This is a genomic window from Pseudohongiella spirulinae (assembly GCF_001444425.1).
Taxonomy (GTDB): domain Bacteria; phylum Pseudomonadota; class Gammaproteobacteria; order Pseudomonadales; family Pseudohongiellaceae; genus Pseudohongiella; species Pseudohongiella spirulinae.
Genome location: NZ_CP013189.1, coordinates 2,608,919 through 2,627,978, shown reverse-complemented (window position 1 = coordinate 2,627,978; position 19,060 = coordinate 2,608,919). Strand labels below are relative to the sequence as shown.

The window sequence follows — 19,060 nt, the reverse complement described above, 5'->3', positions numbered from 1 at the left end:
GTTCCAGATGTCAAAACGATGGAGGCTGAAGAATCCAGCTGGTCAGCGAGGAGACCGGTAATGGTTTCGAAAAATGATATCCCTGTACGACATCACAATCCAGTGATTTTAGCGTATCAAATGTTTGTTCGTCTTCGACGCCTTCTGCGACAACCCTTATCCCGGATTTGTGAGCCAAAGACAACACACTCTCTACTATTGTTCGGGATTCCGCTGAGATATTCAGGTCTGTTACAAAGGAACGGTCAATTTTTATTTCGTTAAATGCCGCAAATTTCAGCCTGCTTAGGCCTGATTGCCCGGTACCAAAGTCGTCAATTGATAGTTGGACATCATGCATTTTAAGCCTTGTCAGCGAAGCGATAGCCGGTGGAGACAGCTCGTGTATCCCGCGTTCTGTCACTTCACATATGAATTTTCTCAATGGGAAGGAATAACGTTCAGCCAGATCAATGAATCTCTTAATGAAATGTGCATCCCCCAATACATGTGGCGGAACATTTACGCTGAGAGTGCCTATGAAACCGGTATGTCGAGAGATGAGCTGGTAGTCCCGAAGCGATAGCTCTATCATTAGAAGGGTGAAATCGACAGCGAGACCGGGCATTTCTAAAGTTTCGATAAATTGCGCTGGAGGAAGTATGCCGCGTTCCGGATGATCCCAGCGGGCCAATGCTTCGAGTCCAACAATGGTTATTCCGTCTTTGGCCATCTGAGGTTGGTAGAATGCAATAAACTCTCCGGCTTTCAGTCCGTTAGTTATCTCCTTTTCATCGGGACCAGGACGAGCAGCCCCGGAAGCAGAGAACAAATCGGAGTCTGTCGACTCAGCAAGCCTGTTAATAGATTGATCAAACTGACGTCTGGTTAATGGCTTGTGAAGCAGTTCCAGTTGATTGATTCCAAACATTTTTGCGGTTCGCCCCGCCATTTCTATAATTGGCTGGTCGTGGCCGCTCGCAATTAGCAGTTTTGGCCTGGGCTTCATTGTTGCCAAGGTTTTAAGAAATTCAACTCCGTCAGTTTTTGGCATGTTCAAGTCCAGCACCACCATTTCTGCTAGCACTAGAACTTCAGGAGCAACCTCCTCTGGATCGCAGTATTCGAATACGTCATATCTTTGTGAAGCGAAGGCTTTGATCTGAGTTCTGAATAGAGCATCGTCATCGATAACTAGAAGTATTGGTCGACTTTGACTTTGCGTGTAGTCCACAGTCTGTATTGTTCGTCTAACCATCTCTACAGTACTCGAAGAGCTTAAGTAAAATTACTTGATGTGTCAATTTTAACCCGGTGTAGCCGGACGCGCTCAAAAGTAACGTCTACAATCGTTGATATTCGTTGTAGCAAGTCGTCTGCAGCAGCCCCTTCCTCCGTTGTCTTTTCGAGTTCAGCCATTGCAGTCCCGAGCGTCAACGCACCGATGCTGCGTGATGATGATTTCAATGAGTGAGCCAGAGTGCTGACTTTTTGCCAGTTTCCAGATTTCGCGGATGACACAAGTTCCTGCCAGGATTCGGCTGTGAAAGATAGAAATATATCGTAAAAGTTTATTAGCACAGCCGGATCCGAATCCCCCAAAACGTCTGGAAGGATGTCGGGGTCGAAAATAGCGTCAACTGCAAAGGTCATACAATATCCGAGTCGTTCAGATTGAAAGTCACATTTTGTTATTGGAATTATGGCAGTATCAGTCAGGCATATACCAGTAAGAAGAGGGATATTTTACAAAACATTACAATGGGTGTGTATAGAAACCATTAACATCCAGTTACAAATAAGGTGCCATAAGTGATGTGCCTTAGGTGATATGGTTGGGTGGGATTTAAATATATGCCTGAGAAAATCGGTGATGGTTTAGAGCGCTACTCTGTTTTGGAAGCCCGCGCTTTGCTCGCTGTGGGTATAGATGGCAGTATGGTAATTCTCGAAGTTGATCCCAATAACTTCTACCTTCTTCATGACGCCAAGTCTCAATCGGTAACTCTTTCAAGCGTACTGAAATTTACCCCTGAATTTGAGCCCCAAGGCCCTGGCCTTTACGAATTTAAGGGATACTCCGCGTTTGAGTTCGACCAGAGTGCCGTTCCCAGGGTGATTCACCGGGGGCAATGTACTAAAGTGGCATGCTGATGAATTCTGACGTCATGGTATTGAGAGTCCTGCAACAAAGAATTCCTGGGGTCACTGGAGTTTATTATGATGATGGACATTTTTTCACAGATATCCATGGTTCACGATTCAATAGTCGCTGGCACGATGAAGTGATTAGTCGTTGGGCCTCTATTGATGTTGAAGAAAAAGAGAATTGGTTCCGTCATGGGTATGTAATGTCCACTGCAGATGGGAGTGAGCCTTTGTTGGTGTTCCCAATTCAACTCGAGTTTCATCCGCATACAGCGCCTAAAGCCTGGTTAGGTCTCTCCGGGGAGGCGTTGCTGAGTTTGACTCAGGAGCATCGCGCCCTGATTGATTTCGCGATTCAATTGCTTGACTCCTGCAAAATAGAAACGCTGAAACACTTCTCTGTAACGCCTCAGATGTTTTGCGTATGTGGGTTCGATGGGAGGTTTGTCGCAGTCAACTCAGCCTTTGCCCAGACTTTGGGCTACTCTAAGTCCGAAATTGAGGCCCTGTCATACCTCGAATTAGTTCACCCCGAGGATCTCAATTCAACAAAGCAGAAGCTGAGTGACCTCTCAAATGGAGATGTAGTCAGGAATTTTCGTAACCGCTACCTGCGTAAGGACGGACAATACAAGTTGCTCGAGTGGTCGTCTTCGATAAGCGGTGATGACGGCTTGATATACGCGGCAGTACAGGATGTCACTGAGAGAGCTTTAGCAGAAAAAGCAATATCTGAAAGTAATGATATGCTTTCAGCTGTTAGTCAAGCCTTGGCAAGTTTCATAAAATCAGATGACTCACAGAGTCCCTTTGAAGTGATGCTGCATCACCTTCTTAGTATCAGTAATAGCGAGTATGGCTTTATTGGTGAAGTTTTATTCGACGAGGACGATAATCCCTACCTGAAGACTCATGCGCTCACCAACATCGCCTGGGATGAAGCAACTCGCGAGTTGTACGCTCAGAGCTATGCAGAGGGCCTAAAATTTACAAATCTTGAGACACTTTTCGGTCAGGTACTAAAAACTGGGGAGCTTCTTATATCCAATACTCCGTACTCTGATCCCCGGAGTGGAGGGCTCCCGCCCGGGCATCCACCCTTAAATTCTTTTATGGGGTTGCCAGTCAGGAGCGGTGAAGCTCTTGTCGGCATGATAGGGATTGCGAACCGACCAGGTGGTTACAACGTTGGAATAGCTGAACACCTGAATTTGCTTGTAGCTACCTGTTCAAACTTGATATTGGCGTTCAGGGCAGAAAAGGCGCGACATCATATTCAGGACAAATTGAGCCGCAGCGAGGCCGCGTTTCGGGTTCTGTTTGACAGTGCAGCAGATGGCATTCTTGAGTTGGATGAGGATGGATCCATTCAACGATCAAATCCCGCGATGGAAAAAATATTTGGTTTCAACAGTAAGTTGTTGCTAGGAATGTCAGTCTCTGACTTGTTCCATCCTGATTGCCGTTCATCTCTTGCCGCTCTGCTGTCTCAGGCTAAGGACCGAGATTACGGGGTCCGTGGAGAGCTTACAGGTCATCACCGTCTTCTAACGGAATTTCCGGTTGAGATCACAGTGAGTACAATGGCATTTGGGGAAAGTACCCACTTCGTCGCAATTGTCCGTGATGTTAGTGAATGGAAGGCTCTTCGTGAAGAGTTGATTTCCGCAAAAGCGCAGGCGGATAACGCAAATAAAGCTAAAGGAGAATTCCTTGCTAACATGAGCCATGAGGTCCGAACGCCAATCAACGGTGTTATTGGAATGACTGAACTGGCTCTTGCGACAAAATTGGATGACGAGCAAAAGGATTATCTGGAAACAGTCTATGAATCGGCAAAATCCTTATTGCGTGTGATCAATGATATATTGGATTTTTCTAAGATCGATGCAGGCAAAATGACGCTGGACCTTGCATTGTTTGACGTCCGTGAATATCTGAAAAGGATGTTGGGTGACCTGGCTTTAAGAGCGAGGCAGAAAGGCATAGTTTTCGAATATGATTTTGACAAGAGAATTCCGCAGTATGTTAATGGAGATGCGTATCGGCTCCGACAGATTCTTGTGAATCTAATTTCAAATGCCATAAAATTCACCGAGTATGGAGTCGTGAAACTAATTGTATCCGCAATAGATGGTGAGGGCGACTGGGTGAAAATCAGGTTCTCCGTGCGGGATACAGGAATCGGTATTACTTCTGAGCAAAAGAAAGATATATTCAAGGCTTTTTCCCAGGGTGATGCCTCCATCACCAGGAGGTACGGAGGGAGTGGCCTTGGTCTGGTGATAAGTTCTAATCTCGTAAGCCTTATGGGTGGCCATATCAAGATGGAATCCGAGTTTGGAATGGGGAGTCTGTTTTACTTTGATCTAAAATTTGATCTTTCAGGTAATTCTTCTGCCAATTTGTCTCAAAGAGTCGATGAATCGGATCAGATAGCCCCTGAGGCTTTGATCAATTCATCACCCGATAGTCGCGTTGCCGATATTCTTATCGTAGAAGATAACCTCATCAATCAAAAGTTGACAAAGGAAATTCTTGTCAAGGCAGGTCACAAGGTTACTGTCGCTGATAATGGGCTAAGAGCGTTAGATCTCGCTAAAGAGAGATTGTTTGATGTGATCTTGATGGATATTCAAATGCCAGTTATGGATGGTCTGGAGGCAACCCGACTGATCAGATTAATGGAAAGAGAAAGTGGTGGGCATGTCCCTATAATTGCTCTTACCGCACATGCAATGGTTGGCGATCATCAGAGATTTATTGAAGGCGGAATGGATGCATATATATCGAAACCAATTAGTTCAAATGCATTGTTGAAACTTGTGGGTGAGCTATTGAGCTAGCCTATCGATAGAATAAGTTCGCCAAGTAATGCAAGTAACATCCAAATTCCTATAAATAAGGTCCATATAAACCTTGCTTCTTCAAGTGAAGGGTTTCTTAGTTTGCCAATTATTTTGAAAAGAATTTTCATAAATATCGATGCGTATATGACAGCGTAAATCTAAATCAATTGATCTAAGTTTGTACTGAGGCGATTATATTCTAGATTGATCCAACATGATTCTTCGTGATACCAAATTTTACATTTTTATCTTCTGTTCTCTGATATTAATCTGATTCGTTTGCTGGAGGGGATATGGAGTACAGATGTTGTTCGATCCGCCAAAATTACTCGTGGCTCTGAAAGACAGAAGAGACCGAGACGCAGTAGCGTCTATGCTCGAGTCTTATGGGCTAACTGCGACAGTAAGCAGTGACATTGATGTCCTGCACGACCGTTTGACTTTAGGTGAGTATGCGGCGGTGATTGTTAGCTCTAGTCTGCTGAAGGATGGAGGCGCGATAAGAGCTGTTAGTGACTCTAAGGAAAAAGTCATCATATTCCAAGATGAAATTGAAAACAGTCCTTCGCCCTCTTCTGACATATCTGATGTATCGACTCTTTTGAAGCCAATTTACCGAAGCGAGTTGCTTTCTGCCATTGCAGTGATACTGAGTCAAAGCTCTTGGCAGTAAGTAAATCCTCCAACATACAATGCTGAGAATACCAAATCTTACATACGATGCGAGTCTAGCTTTATTTGAGTGTCTGGTTCTGGATGATTATACGCAAATAAAGCGTATGATTCTGACCTCTTCAGTTATTAATAGACATGAGTTAGTGACAATTTTTGTTTCCTATCTTGTGGACCAGAATCCTGCGGGTTTCAGGTCCGACAAAGATCACAAGGTAATTGAATTTGTAAAGCAAACTGAAGTATTCCTGGGGGCGTTAGTTACAATCACAATGCTTAGGCAAGAGGCAGGCGGGGTACCTTTTTATAGTCCTAGAGGTCGTGATGCTTGTTTGTGTAAGTTGGGCTCGTCCATCATCAGGCAAGGTGCTCCAAATTTCTATAGAAATCCGAGAAGTGTTTATGATTACGTCAACAGTAAATTTTCGAAATCGACTAAAGGAATGGAAGCGCTCCAAAAGGGTGAAACTTTGTCGAACGAGCTTAAAATAGAACAGATTAACCGTCTTATGAGAAAATATAGGGTTATTAAAGAAGTGCGAGATTTCGATGGAGTGGAGTGGGTGGAGACTCAATGACGATATCAAGTCCAATTCTCTGAATTATTTCTTTTTATAGAGAACGTAGCCGTGCCCGCGCAGGGTTTTGATACGATAATCATCGTCTAATTCTCTCAACTTTTTGCGTATTCGGCTCACCAATACATCGATTGATCTGTTCAATGGATCCATTTCATATCCATAAAGCGACATAAACGCTTTGCGCCTATCGATATACCGATTTTGTTCACGTAAAAATAGCTCCAGTAGCCCGAGTTCTTTCTGTGTAAGATGTGAAATTCTGCCGTCTGAATGCTGCAGGCTTTCATTTTCCCAGCTAATTGATATGTTTTCATCCAGAGGAAGGGTGAGCGAATTTTCTCTGTAGCTGCTACGTGTATCCTGGCGTCGTAAAGTAACTTCTATACGTGCGACGAGTTCTCTTACATCGCACGGTTTGACGATGTATTGATCGGCACCTGCCGTCAGGCAGCTGACCAGTGTCTCTACGTTATCGTTGCCAGTTAACATAATAGCCGGACGATTAAAATATGTGACTACTCGTCGGCATATCTCCAGCCCAGTCGGTTCTTCATCTCCCAGAAAATAATCAAGAATAAAAATGTCTGGATTTCCATGTGTCTTTATATGATTAAAAAGAGCATTTGTAGAACCGCACAGTTTCGATTCGAACCCGCTGGCTCGAAGTTGAAATTCGAGTACTTTGCCATAGATCTTATCATCTTCCAGTATGACAACGCTGTTCTTGCGATTGCAGTCAGCCGGGCTTGGCGGTAGTGCTGGCATGATCGATACACCATTTACGTTCTTGGATTGATTATATGCGAGGTTTTATCAATAAGGTACCCCTGTAATACTGCCGTCACCGGGTATAAACAGAGTGGCTTCATCTGGGGCCTGATACAATCGGGTAATCATAAGTATCACGCCTGGCACATCCAATAACTCATGGTCTGACAGCACCAGCTTGCCGCGTATTTTTTCCCGCCTCATCAGCATGTGTCCGTAAGGTGTAAATTCAATCAGGTTAAAGTACTCGCCAGCCTCACCCCAGTCAGCGGAGATCATTTCCTGACCCACCTGACCTGCCTGGTTATCGAAGGGGTAGAACCAGCGCGCGCCTTTAACACCCGCCAGATAAGTCACAATATAACCTTCCGGGTAGTACCAGGCCTCATTAGCAGTCCTGAAGCTGAATGTGGCCGGATTTCCGTTAGGCCAGTAGATGGTCTGCCCGCCACGCATCCAGCTATACGCCATCACCTGGCCATTGGGGTAGTAAATTGTGCTGTTGCGCCCCGGACGGGCGGTAAACAGTTGACCGTTGGCAAAGTACCAGGCTCTGTTGTTGAGATCGTCGGAAACACGACGCCCATTTGCATAAGTGCTGTTGTATTGGGTCAGCTCTGAGTGCACAACCGGCTGGCAGGCCAGTGTGTTTAATTGCTTAAGATGCTCCCGGATGTCACGCAGTTCTGCAGGCGAGTCATAGTTGGCGGGAAGCAAAGTATTGATGGCCACCATCTTGGCCATGAACTCCAGTGTTGCACAGGCGCTGGCGATATTGTCGCTGGCATGAGCAGTTGCGCCTGTAAACAGGGTGGCTAGAAGGGTGATTGTTAATGTCAGGATTTTCATAAGCTGTCCTCGTCCTTATATATGACAGGGACAGCTTATGGGGGTGAGGATTAATCGGGGCTGAACAGCTTACCTACTTCCCATGCCAATGCAAAATACCACCATGGATATTGGCAACCTTGTCATGCCCGGCATTCTTCAGAATGCCAAGCGCGAGGGAAGACCGTTTGCCCGACCGGCATAATGTCACCACAGGTTTGTCGCCAGGTACTTCACTGACCCTGTCGCGCAACTGCGACAGCGGAATGCTGATGGCATTATTCAGGCCAGTTAAAGGTTCTTCAATTTCATCGGTTTCTCTCACATCCAGAATAGTCACTGACGGCTGATTCTGAACCACCCATTCCGGTTCTACTTCTGCGATGCCTGCATAGGTAATTCGGATATCCGCCCAATCAGGTTCCGGCGGCAGCTTGCCATCTTCAGGCATGCCGCTGCGCATATTGGCCGGCAGTGCCTCATCTATTTTTTTAGGGTGGGGCAATTGCATGGCGTGCATGTAATGCACAAAGTCTTTCTCGTTGGCTCCGCCGCCAACCCGCGGGTTGTGTTTTTTCTCTTCGCCAACGGACGATTCGGTCCGGCCGTTATAGTCGTGTGCCGGATAGATGGCGCAGTCATCTGGCAGGCTGAAAATTTGCTCGGTGATCGAGTGATATAGTCGTGCTGCATCGCCCTGCTGGAAGTCACTTCGTCCGCATCCTCTGATAAGCAGGGTATCGCCTGTAAAGGCCATGCTATGGTCCGACAATACGTAAGTCTGGCAGCCGTTTGTATGTCCCGGAGTAGCCCGTACTTCCAGACTGATTCCCTTAACGCCAATGGTATCGCCATGTTTCAGTGGCCGGTCAACATTCTCCGCACCTGCGGCAGCAGACAGCGCAATCTGACAGCCGGTCTTCTGTTTCAGAAGCCAGGCGGAGGTAACATGATCTGCATGTGCATGGGTATCGGCGACCAGTTTTAACGTCAGATCCAGCTCACGTAACAGCGCCAGATCGCGGTGCAGCTGTTCAAAAACCGGATCAATCAGGATGGCTTCGCGAGACCTTTCATCAGCCAGCAGGTAGGTGTAAGTGGACGAAACTTCGTCATAAAGTTGTCTGAAAATCATGATCTTACCTCCAGCTTAAAGGGCGCGAAACGGCGCGCCCGGTTTTTTTTTGAATTGTCACGATACTGACAAATAACTCCGGCACCATGACGCCCATCAGTAAGTTACCCGACAAGCAATCAGGAGCGATATAAGGCATGAATATAAAAACTGTTTTCGGCGTCAGCGTATTGGCTGCAGCAATTACCGCCTGCGACGGCGGCGGCGTAACGCTGGCACCCACAACCTCTGTCAGCAACTCCAATAATACTACCGTGGAAGGTGGCGGGAGTACACCGGCTACCAATCCTTGTGCCAGCTACACCGTATCAGGCCAGGTTCTGCAGGGTTCTTATGATGGTAGCAACTGCACCTATTCCAATACGTTTGTCAGCGATACCCGCCCTTTGACCACTGATCTGGTAATCAACGAATTGCCTAACGGCGGTATTCATATATTTGAAGACAGTCTGTTTGTCGGAGAAGACGTCAACGCCAATGCCGCAGCGCAAGGCGTGCGTATCCCCCAGGACGGTGAAGGCCCCGAGCTGACCCTGGCCCCGGGTACAAAGCTCGCGTTTTTCAACTCGGAAGACTACATTCGTATCAATCGTGGTTCACGCATTATTGCAGATGGCACTCGTAGCAAGCCCATCATCATGAGTGGCGTCAAGGACCTGCGTGACAATCAGGCGACTGAGTCCGATCGCGGTCTCTGGGGTGGTCTGGTAATCAACGGTAACGGTTTGACTAACAAGTGTACCGACGCTGATCGTCAGCCTACTGCTAATAATCCGCACAATTGCCATGTGACCACTGAGGGTCGTCCGTCAACTTACGGCGGTATCAACAATGCAGAGAGTTCAGGTGTGCTGCGTTACCTGCAGGTGCGCCATGCAGGATTTGAAGTGGTAGATGGTGATGAATTGAATGCTATCACTTTCAATGGCGTCGGTAGTGGCACGACTGTTGAGTACGTACAGACCTACACCTCGCTGGATGACGGTTTCGAAATGTTTGGTGGCGCGGTCGATATGAAGCGCATCGTGGCAGTCAATGTGGGCGATGACTCAATTGACTATTCTGAGGGCTGGCAGGGCGATATCCAGTTTGCTCTGGTTGTCCATACCTCAGGCGCCAACCGCTGCATCGAAGCTGACAATACGGGCAGCAGCCAGCCGGATGACCTGCAGCCCTTTACCAAAGGTCGTGTTTCCAATATGACCTGTATCACGTCCAACGTGGACACCAATACGGGCACTGCACCCAGCGCCAAAGGTGATTCAGAAGGCTCTCTTTACCGGGAAGGTGTTTACTTTGAGGAATACAATTCCATCATCACTTCCAATGCCAGCGGCATGGCCAGTAATGAGTGTTTCGAAGTAGAAAGTACACAGGCTATCGCGGGTATCAATTCAGGAATCAGCGCGGCATCCGGCAACGTGTATGCCTGTACAGAAGCCGTCAAGGTATCCGCTTCAGCGGGTCTGGACCTGCGTAACTGGCTGGTCAGTAACGGCAACGCGGTGATTGATTCGTCAGCCAGTCTGCCGGCCACAGTGATCAAGGATCTGAGTCCGTCCAACCCGACAGCCTACATCACTGCACCCAGCATGACCGATGCCAATGGCAACCCGATCAATGTCACGGTGTTCGATGTAACTCGTTTGCGGGACAACTTCGCGGCAGATGCTGCCCCGGCCCTGGGCTCATCGGGCAGCAGTTCTTTCTTTGAAGCCGTCGACTTCATCGGCGCTGTCAAGGAAGGCGACGACTGGGTTTCCGGTTGGACAGTAGGTCTGTAACCGATAGAGCGAATGGATACAGCGTAAGGCTCTCGGGGATAAGGCCATCGCGGACTTATCCCCGATCGAGTTTCAAAAACTCAATAATTCGACGGGTTACGATCATGAATAATGTGATGCAAGGAAAAAAGCGGGAACTGTCACTCGCGATAGCGATCGCCCTGACGGGTGTATCCCTGAGTGCTAACGTCCACGCACAACAGGAGGGCTCAGCAGTGGCAGCCCCCCAGATTGAGGAGATCATGGTGATGGGGCGGCTGCGTGACGCGTCGCGGTCGATCATCATGGAACGGGTCGAACAGCCCTTCGCAGCGGAAGTGATTGGCATTGAGCAGATTTCCCGGGCTGGCGATTCTGACGTTGCCATGGCATTGCGGCGGGTGACGGGTCTGTCCCTGGTGGAGGGCAAGTATATTTACGTTCGCGGCCTGGGTGAACGCTACTCAAGCGCGACCTTGAACGGTGCGGAAATCCCCTCCCCGGAGCTCAGCCGGAATGTGATTCCGCTGGACTACATACCGGCATCGATTCTTGAATCGGTCAAGGTTCACAAGGCTTACTCGGTGGATCAGCCTGCCGCCTTTGGTGGCGGTAACGTTGACATTCGCACCAGCGGCACGCCTGATGGCCTGGTGTTTGATGTCTCTGTGGGTACCGGCTGGAACAGCGAAAATTCTGGTAAGGGTTTGCGCAACCTGGGTGACCAGGGTGGATTGCCATCCGGAATCCTGGAAGCTCTCAATAAGTATCAGGGTAATATCCAGCCGTCAAATATTGCCCGATTCGAGTTTCCTGGTTCCCGAATACCCACACCAGCCCAGCAGTTGGAAGCCCAGCGCATCAATCGAGACCTGATGCTGTCACTAAACCGTGATGTTGATATCAAGCAACCGACGTCCATCAGTCCGGATATGAGTGGTTCTGTCACGCTGGGTAATGCGTTTGACATCAACAACGACCTGAGTGTCGGCGTGCTGGCCAATGCGGCGATCGGTACATCCTATAGCAACTCGGATCAGTTTGAGCAGGATTTCAATAATCCGGAAGAAACATTTCGGGAGATCCAGCGAACCTTTACCAATGAAAGTGTGACCGGCGCGCTGAATCTGAGCCTGAACTATCAGGATCGGCATACAATCTCGACCAACACTTATTTGCTGCAGGATGACGAAGATCAGGCGTCGATCGTTGAAGGCTATAACCCGGATTTTCAGCAGCCCAGTGGTCGCCAGCGCCGGACGCAGGTGAGCAATCTCGAGAAACGGGAGTTGTTTGTTAACCAGGTCATTGGTGAGCACTCATTCACCATGAGCGATCTGGACTTCCTGACCGTGCCGACCTTTCTGGATGTCATCGACGATATCGATCTACGATGGTTTTATTCCGATGCCACCGCCACGTCTGAGGTGCCCAATTCAAGTTCTGTGCAGTCACTCAATCTGCGCAATCCGCAGACCGATGAACTGATCTCGACATCAGTCAACCTTGGCTCCTCAGCGCAGTTTGCTTTCCTGGATCTTGAAGATGATGTGGAAAGCTGGGGGTATCAGTTTGATGCTCATTTTGATCTGGGATTCACCCGTGGCACGGTCTCTGGCGGTTATACCTACAGTGAGAAATCACGACAGTACTACGGTTATACGGCTAACATTGTTGTAGGTCCGACAGGGCGTGAAGGCTTCCCGTCTGATGTTTTCAGTGATCAGAGCCTGGCAGATCTTGGTAATGGTTTCTCTCTGAATATGGGATCCAACTTTGGTACAGAAAGTTATATCGCCGGAGAAACCAAGATGGCGTCTTTTGGTTCGGTGGATGCCTACTTCTATGATAACTGGCGTGTTACTGCCGGTTTGCGATGGGAAGACTTTACCCGTGGCATTCTGCCGCTGGATCTGCTGGATTACTCCGGAACGTCCCTGAACGCTACTATCCAGGATCTGGAACAACCGGGTACTACCGCAGTCCTGTTGGGTGATGATTTTTATCCCGCCGCTGCTTTGACCTATATGCGAGACGGCCTTTTCGGAACTGACAACTTTCAGGTACGCCTGGGTTACGGCAAAACAGTCGTGCGACCTGACTTGCGTGAATATGCCGACATCCAGTTCCTCGACCCTGAATTGAATAACCGGGTGCAGGGCAATCCGAACCTGTCGTTTTCAGAGATCGACCATATTGATCTGCGGTCTGAGGCATTTTTTGACAACGGCGATAACTTAACGGTCTCGTTGTTTTACAAGGATATAAGCCGTCCAATCGAGCGGGTTCAGCGGCCAGGTCCTCAGGATGCGACACTGCTGAGCTTTGAAAACGCCGAAGCCGGAGAAATCTACGGAATCGAGTTTGAGGGGCTCAAAAATATCGGACGTGGTTTCTTTGTCAGCGGCAACCTGGTGCTGAGTGATTCTGAACTGACCTTCGACGCCAGCAGCTCTCAGACAAGTCTCAGTCGACGCCTCACCGGACATTCTGAGTATGTTGTTAATGCTCAGCTTGGTTTTGATTCAGATAATGGACAGCATTCAGCGTCACTGCTGTACAACGTGTTTGGTGACCGTATCTACTTCGGTGGCCGTAACCAGACGCCGGATGCCTTCGAAGATCCGTTCCATTCACTGGACCTGACCTACACCTATTATCCGACTGATCGTATTTCAGTGCGACTGCGAGCTCAGAACCTGCTTGATGAGAATCGCGAATTCTACCAGAATGACGTGAAAATCATTGATGTGGCAACCGGCTCGCGGATCCGTCTGGATCTGCAGTGGAAACTGTAAGACGTAACAGGAGAAAATACTGAAGACAACTCTGCAATCTTTCTCCTTGACCCAAGCACTGGCATTACTGCTGACCGTAGTGATGCTGGTGTGGGCTGGTCACAGTCTGGCCCGTGTGTTCTGGATCCTTTTTCCGTCTGCTGAAACGTCAGTCTCAGGCTCTTTGTTGTCGCTACCAGTTTCACCAACAACCGCCCGGGCCGTTGACCTGTCGACGATCCGTCGTGCCTTTATTCTGGCACCGGCCGGAAGCGGAGTGCTGGTTGATAGCTCTCAGCAGTCGTCAGCAGCAGACACTCGTCTCGATCTGGTTTTGCGTGGCTCCATGGTCAGTAACCTGCCGCAGCGTTCACAAGCCATTATTGCAAGCGGTGCAGAGCAGCAGGTGTATCAGCCGGGCGACAGGCTGAGTGGCATAGCCGCCGATGTTGAGCTATTGGCAGTTTATCCTGACCATGTAATCTTGATGAATGCCGGGCGCGAAGAACGTCTGTCAATGTATGAAGTGCGCATCGAAAGATCACAAGCTGCAAATGCAATTGAGGCAACAGCCATTACCGTCGCTTCAGAAGTGGCAGAGTCTGTTCCACTTGCGACAGCGGCGCTCAGCAATATCATCCGTCTTCAGGTTTATCAGCAGGACGGGCGGCCGGTTGGTTTGCGCATCCGCCACGGCAGTCGTGCTGATCTGCTGGGCAATGTGGGTCTGCGTGTGGGTGATCTGATTACAGCAATAGATGGCCAGGCGGTGACGCAGCTGACCCAGCTGCCCGGTCTGCTGCAGACAATTGAACAGAGTGAGTCCGTGCAGCTTGAGGTGCAACGGGATGACACCCGTTTCGACGTCAACCTGAATCGCGCAGCGCTGGGCCTGCAATGACATGAGAGTGATTATGAGAGCAAGTCTGAAAGTCAGTGTATTGCTGTGTGTCTGTCTGATGTCGACAGTCTCACTCGCACAAGATGAATTATGGACACCCAATTTCCGGGACAGTGATATTCTGGAGGTGATCCGCGCCGTGCAGGATGTCACTGGCAAAACCATGATTATTGATCCACGTGTGCGTGGGCAGATGACCGTAATCAGCAGTATGCCGGTTGATGCGGATACCTATTATTCGATTTTTCTGCGCGCGCTGGATGTCAACGGCTTTACGGCGGTAGAGACGGCGGACAACATGGTCAGCATCCTGCCAACGCAGGATGTACGTGCCGCGCCGCTGCCGTTTTCCTCGGACAGCAACACAAGCAGCAGCCAGTATGTGACTGAAGCCATTCAACTGGACAACGTATCAGTCAATCAGGTTCTGCCTGTGCTGCGTCCGCTGATTTCGCAAAGTAATGGACAGATGTCTGCTTATCCGGCGGGCAATATGCTGGTAGTTGTAGATACCGTGGCGAATATCGAGCGCGTCCGCCGGATACTGAATGAGATTGACCGCTCGGCGGTTCCCGAAACTGAGGTGGTTCGACTGCAGTTCGCGAATGCCGCCGATATTGTCAATCTGCTGCGGGAAATGAACGAGAGCCCTCAGATTGCCGATCAGGACCCGGAGACCTCGCGTCTGCAGGTAAATGCCGACGGTCGCACCAACACCATTTTGGTCACTGGTGGGCAGCGGCAGCGAGATCACGTCAAGCAGTTGATCACGCTGCTGGATCAGCCCCGCGAGCAGACCGGCAATACCCGGGTTGTTTATCTGGAGTACGCCAATGCGACGCGTGTTGCAGAAGTGCTGCAATCGGTCGTTCGTAACACCTACGAGCTAGGTGCGGCAGAGGTAGAGGCTTCAACTGCCAGAGCTACTCCGGCATCACGCTATGCCAGCATCGAAGCCGATCCTGACAATAATGCCCTTATCATTACTGCAGATCTGGACATCATCGATTCCCTGATGGACGTGGTGAGTCGCCTGGATATCCAGCGTGCGCAGGTGCTGGTGGAGGCCATCATTGTCGAAATCAATGACGATGTGGGGCAGAACCTGGGTATCCAGTGGCTATTTCGCGATGAAAGCGGCGCCTTTGCCAGCAGCTTTGATGCCGGCAATAATCTGCAGCAATTGGGTCTGGTGGCTGAGGGCGCCTTAAACGATAACCGTCAGGACGGGTTGACCAGTCTGGCAGCAGGCCTGGCCAGCGCAGCAGGGCAAACCATCGGAATCGGACGGATTGGCAGCAGCACTGATCTGCTGGCTCTGGTTGATCTTTTGCAGGCCAGTTCCGGAGCCAATATTCTGTCGACGCCAAACATACTCACCACTGACAATACTGAAGCCATGATCACCGTTGGTGAAAGCGTGCCGTTTATTACAGGCTCGTATACCAATACAGGCAATACCGGCAGTATTGACAGTCCGTTCCAGACCATTAACCGCCAGAACGTGGGTACCACATTGCGCGTCACGCCCCATGTGAATCGGGGTGACAAGGTGGCGCTGGATATCAACCAGGAAATTTCGAGCATTTCGCAAAAAGCCGGCGCAGTGGATCTGATTACCAATGAGCGAAAAATAGAGACACGTGTCACGGTTTCAGATGGCGAGATCGTGGTGCTGGGTGGATTGATTCGCGACAATGTGATTCAGAGCGAAACACGTGTACCGCTTTTGGGTTCAGTGCCAGGTGTGGGCCGCTTGTTCCGGTCAACATCCAGTTCCGTACAGAAAACCAATCTGCTGGTTTTTATTCGTCCGACCATACTGCGTGATGATGCGGCGCTGCGCGGCGCCACCGCCGAAAAATATCAATTGATTCGCGATCAGCAACTGCGTCAGTTGCCGGTTAATGGAGGTGCCTTTGGTGGTACCCAGATGCCGGTTTTACCGCCGTGGGAAGAGTCAGCTCCATGACAGCGGTGCACTTATTGCCTTACGAGTTCGCCTCTGCACACGGTGTGTTTGTGGAGGGTGATCAGGTACTGTGCCGTGATCGGCTCAGCCTGACAGTGCTGTTAGAACTGCAGAGAGTGCTGAAGAAGTCGTTTTCTCCACGTCAGTTGCCGGCTGCCGAGTTTCAGCAGCGATTGACGGATCTGTATCAAAGTGGCGCAGATGATGCACAGCGTGCTGCCGACGAACTGGGTGATGATGTGGATCTGTCAACACTGGTTGATGAGTTGCCACGTAACAGCGATCTGCTGTCGGATGCTGATAACGCGCCGGTGATTCGTCTGATTAATGCAGTTCTGTCTCAGGCAGTGCGTGAGCAGGTTTCTGATATTCATATCGAACCGTTTGAGCATCGGGTTTCAATCCGCTTCCGCGTGGATGGTGTGCTGCGTGATGTGTTGTCACCGAAATCTGAACTGGGACCGGTACTGGTCTCACGGCTCAAGGTGATGGCGCGCCTGGACATCGCCGAAAAGCGTCTGCCGCAGGATGGTCGGATCAGCGTGCGTCTGGCAGGTCATGCGGTTGATATACGGGTATCAACCATTCCTTCGTCATTTGGCGAGCGGGTGGTGCTGCGGCTGCTGGATCAGGCCGCCGGTCAGCTCAGCCTGCAGCAACTGGACATGCCACCGTTTGTTTATCAGGCGTTTGCCGACGCCCTGGCTAAACCGCATGGCATTATTCTGGTGACTGGACCCACCGGCTCCGGGAAAACCACTACCCTGTATGCTGGTCTGCAGCATATCAACAGCCGCCAGCGCAACATCATGACCATTGAAGACCCGGTAGAGTATCAGTTGCCCGGCATTGGTCAGACGCAGGTCAACACTAAAGTGGATATGACCTTCGCCAGGGGCCTGCGTGCCATTCTGCGCCAGGATCCGGACGTGGTGATGGTTGGTGAAATACGTGACCAGGAAACCGCCGCTATTGCGGTACAGGCTTCTTTAACGGGACACCTGGTGCTGTCGACTTTGCATACCAATACAGCGGTGGGTGCTATCACACGATTGCAGGATATGGGTATCGAACCCTTTCTGCTGTCTTCCAGCCTTGAGCTGGTGCTGGCGCAGCGACTGGTCAGGCGGCTATGTTCATCCTGCCGCCAGGCCGTGCAGGCCACTGACTCGGAGTTGCAGCGCTTCAGCCTGCCGTCAGGCTCTGTTATTTATCGGGCCTCAGGATGCGAGTCTTGTGGCAACAGCGGCTACCGCGGCCGCACGGGGCTGTATGAAGTGATGCGAGTTGATGACACACTGCGAGCCATGATCCATGACAACGCCTCAGAGCAACAGTTGCTGGCGCACGCGCGGCAATACAGCGAGTCAATTGGCGAACACGGAAGACAGCGCATATTGGCCGGCGACACCAGTCCCGAAGAGGTGTTGAGAGTAACCACCATGGGTGGCGGCAGCTGATCATGGCCTCATTTCGTTACACGGCGCTGAATACAGAGGCCAGGACTGTGAAAGGCATGTTGGAGGCTGACTCTGAGCGGCAGGTTCGCTCTCAGCTTCGCACGATGCGCCTGAAACCTCTCGCAATTACCAAAACATCAGTCTCTTCATCGGCGGCTGGCAGTGTACCGGTGTGGCTCAGGCCCCGACGTCGTCTGTCTGTCTCTCAGTTGTCCCTGATCAGTCGACAATTGGCGTCCCTGGTGCAATCCGGCATGCCACTGGATGAAGCACTGCAGATCAGCGCCCGGCAGGCCAGTAATATGCACGTCAAGGATATCCTGTCGCAGGTTCGCTCGCGGGTGATGGAAGGCCACACTTTGGCCCAGGCTATGGCAGAGCACCCCGGTGCGTTTGATCGTATGTACTGCGCCATGGTTCGCGCTGGCGAGTCAGCCGGATACCTTGGGCAGGTACTGGAACAGTTGGCTCAGTATGCGGAGTCCAGCCAGCAATCCAGCCAGAAAATAAAAATGGCCATGATTTACCCATTGGTGCTGATGGGAGTCAGTGTGCTGGTTGTCATTTTATTGATGACCTTTGTAGTGCCGCGCCTGGTCAGTATGTTTGCCACATCTGGCCGTGAGCTACCCATGCTGACGCAGCTTCTGATTGGCGCCAGTGAATTTCTGACTTCGGTCTGGGCACTGGTGACTCTGGTCGCTTTGATATCGTTGCTGGCGCTGTTCAGGTTCTGGTTGCAGAAGCCTGCGAATCGCCTGCGATGGCATGGTTGGCTGCTCAGCTTGCCCGTGCTCAGTCATACCTTCCGGCAGATGGACACCGCACGGTTTGCTTCCACATTGGCGATTCTGCTGGGCAGCGGTGTGCCGCTGCTGGAATCGGTGCGCATTGCCGGTCAGGTGCTGGACAACGAGGTGCTGCGTCGCAGTGCTGAACAGGTAGCTGTCAGCGTTCAGGAAGGCGGCAGCTTCAGCAAAAGTCTCAGGCAGAGCGACGAGTTTCCGCCCTTGTTGGTGCAGATGGCTGCAAGCGGCGAGGCTAACGGGACGCTGGCCAAACAGCTGGCTTATGCTGCAGATAATCAGGAACGTGAACTCAGTGCCCGAATCGGTACTACCATGGCGCTGCTGGAACCGCTCACGATTGTCATTATGGGTGGACTGGTCACCCTGATCATGCTGGCGGTATTGCTGCCCATTTTCGATATTAATACTCTGATATAAC

Annotated in this window: 15 protein-coding genes; 10 read left to right on the top strand and 5 right to left on the bottom strand. The window is 50.3% G+C overall.

The window, feature by feature from the left end; all coding sequences use genetic code 11:
* Positions 1-10: 10 nt before the first annotated feature.
* Positions 11-1,213, bottom strand: coding sequence for an EAL domain-containing response regulator (locus PS2015_RS12075; protein WP_169792316.1), 1,203 nt, complete (start codon positions 1,211-1,213; stop codon positions 11-13).
* Between the two features lie 44 nt (positions 1,214-1,257).
* On the bottom strand, positions 1,258-1,632 hold the full coding sequence (locus tag PS2015_RS12070) for an Hpt domain-containing protein (protein ID WP_058022473.1): 375 nt from the start codon (positions 1,630-1,632) through the stop codon (positions 1,258-1,260).
* Between the two features lie 201 nt (positions 1,633-1,833).
* On the opposite strand from PS2015_RS12070, the gene PS2015_RS12065 reads away from it, so the two are divergent.
* The 4 genes from PS2015_RS12065 (at position 1,834) to PS2015_RS12050 (ending at position 6,226) form a co-directional block, all read left to right on the top strand.
* A complete protein-coding gene (locus PS2015_RS12065; protein ID WP_058022472.1) occupies positions 1,834-2,133 on the top strand; it encodes a hypothetical protein in 300 nt (99 codons plus the stop codon).
* On the top strand, positions 2,133-4,973 hold the full coding sequence (locus tag PS2015_RS12060; RefSeq protein ID WP_169792315.1) for a PAS domain S-box protein: 2,841 nt from the start codon (positions 2,133-2,135) through the stop codon (positions 4,971-4,973). Before PS2015_RS12065 ends, PS2015_RS12060 begins: the two co-directional genes overlap by 1 nt.
* A gap of 307 nt (positions 4,974-5,280) precedes the next feature.
* Positions 5,281-5,649, top strand: a complete 369-nt coding sequence (locus PS2015_RS12055) for a hypothetical protein (RefSeq protein ID WP_058022470.1) — start codon at positions 5,281-5,283, stop codon at positions 5,647-5,649.
* Positions 5,650-5,755: 106 nt separating this feature from the next.
* Entirely contained in the window at positions 5,756-6,226 is a 471-nt protein-coding gene (locus tag PS2015_RS12050) for a hypothetical protein (protein WP_058022469.1), read from the top strand.
* 24 nt (positions 6,227-6,250) lie between these two features.
* Here PS2015_RS12050 and PS2015_RS12045 read toward each other — a convergent pair whose 3' ends face one another.
* From PS2015_RS12045 to PS2015_RS12035, 3 genes are all read right to left on the bottom strand, one after another.
* The gene (locus PS2015_RS12045; protein ID WP_058022468.1) at positions 6,251-6,994 is read right to left on the bottom strand and encodes a response regulator transcription factor; all 744 of its coding nucleotides are present in this window, start codon (positions 6,992-6,994) and stop codon (positions 6,251-6,253) included.
* 48 nt (positions 6,995-7,042) lie between these two features.
* A complete protein-coding gene (locus PS2015_RS12040; protein WP_058022467.1) occupies positions 7,043-7,846 on the bottom strand; it encodes a hypothetical protein in 804 nt (267 codons plus the stop codon).
* Between the two features lie 73 nt (positions 7,847-7,919).
* Positions 7,920-8,960: an MBL fold metallo-hydrolase gene (locus PS2015_RS12035; RefSeq protein ID WP_058022466.1), complete on the bottom strand. Its 1,041-nt coding sequence runs from the start codon at positions 8,958-8,960 to the stop codon at positions 7,920-7,922.
* 137 nt (positions 8,961-9,097) lie between these two features.
* Here PS2015_RS12035 and PS2015_RS12030 point away from each other — a divergent pair, with 137 nt between their 5' ends.
* From PS2015_RS12030 to gspF, 6 genes are all read left to right on the top strand, one after another.
* Positions 9,098-10,744, top strand: coding sequence for a beta-helix domain-containing protein (locus PS2015_RS12030; protein WP_058022465.1), 1,647 nt, complete (start codon positions 9,098-9,100; stop codon positions 10,742-10,744).
* Positions 10,745-10,860: 116 nt separating this feature from the next.
* On the top strand, positions 10,861-13,521 hold the full coding sequence (locus PS2015_RS12025) for a TonB-dependent receptor domain-containing protein (protein ID WP_169792314.1): 2,661 nt from the start codon (positions 10,861-10,863) through the stop codon (positions 13,519-13,521).
* Between the two features lie 46 nt (positions 13,522-13,567).
* On the top strand, positions 13,568-14,401 hold the full coding sequence (gene gspC / locus PS2015_RS12020) for a type II secretion system protein GspC (RefSeq protein WP_058022463.1): 834 nt from the start codon (positions 13,568-13,570) through the stop codon (positions 14,399-14,401).
* 13 nt (positions 14,402-14,414) lie between these two features.
* Positions 14,415-16,373: a type II secretion system secretin GspD gene (gene gspD, locus PS2015_RS12015; protein WP_169792313.1), complete on the top strand. Its 1,959-nt coding sequence runs from the start codon at positions 14,415-14,417 to the stop codon at positions 16,371-16,373.
* Positions 16,370-17,833 carry a type II secretion system ATPase GspE gene (gene gspE, locus PS2015_RS12010; RefSeq protein WP_058022461.1) on the top strand — a complete coding sequence of 488 codons (1,464 nt, stop codon included), beginning with the start codon at positions 16,370-16,372 and terminating at the stop codon, positions 17,831-17,833. Before gspD ends, gspE begins: the two co-directional genes overlap by 4 nt.
* A gap of 2 nt (positions 17,834-17,835) precedes the next feature.
* Entirely contained in the window at positions 17,836-19,059 is a 1,224-nt protein-coding gene (gene gspF, locus PS2015_RS12005) for a type II secretion system inner membrane protein GspF (RefSeq protein WP_058022460.1), read from the top strand.
* Position 19,060 lies beyond the last annotated feature (1 nt).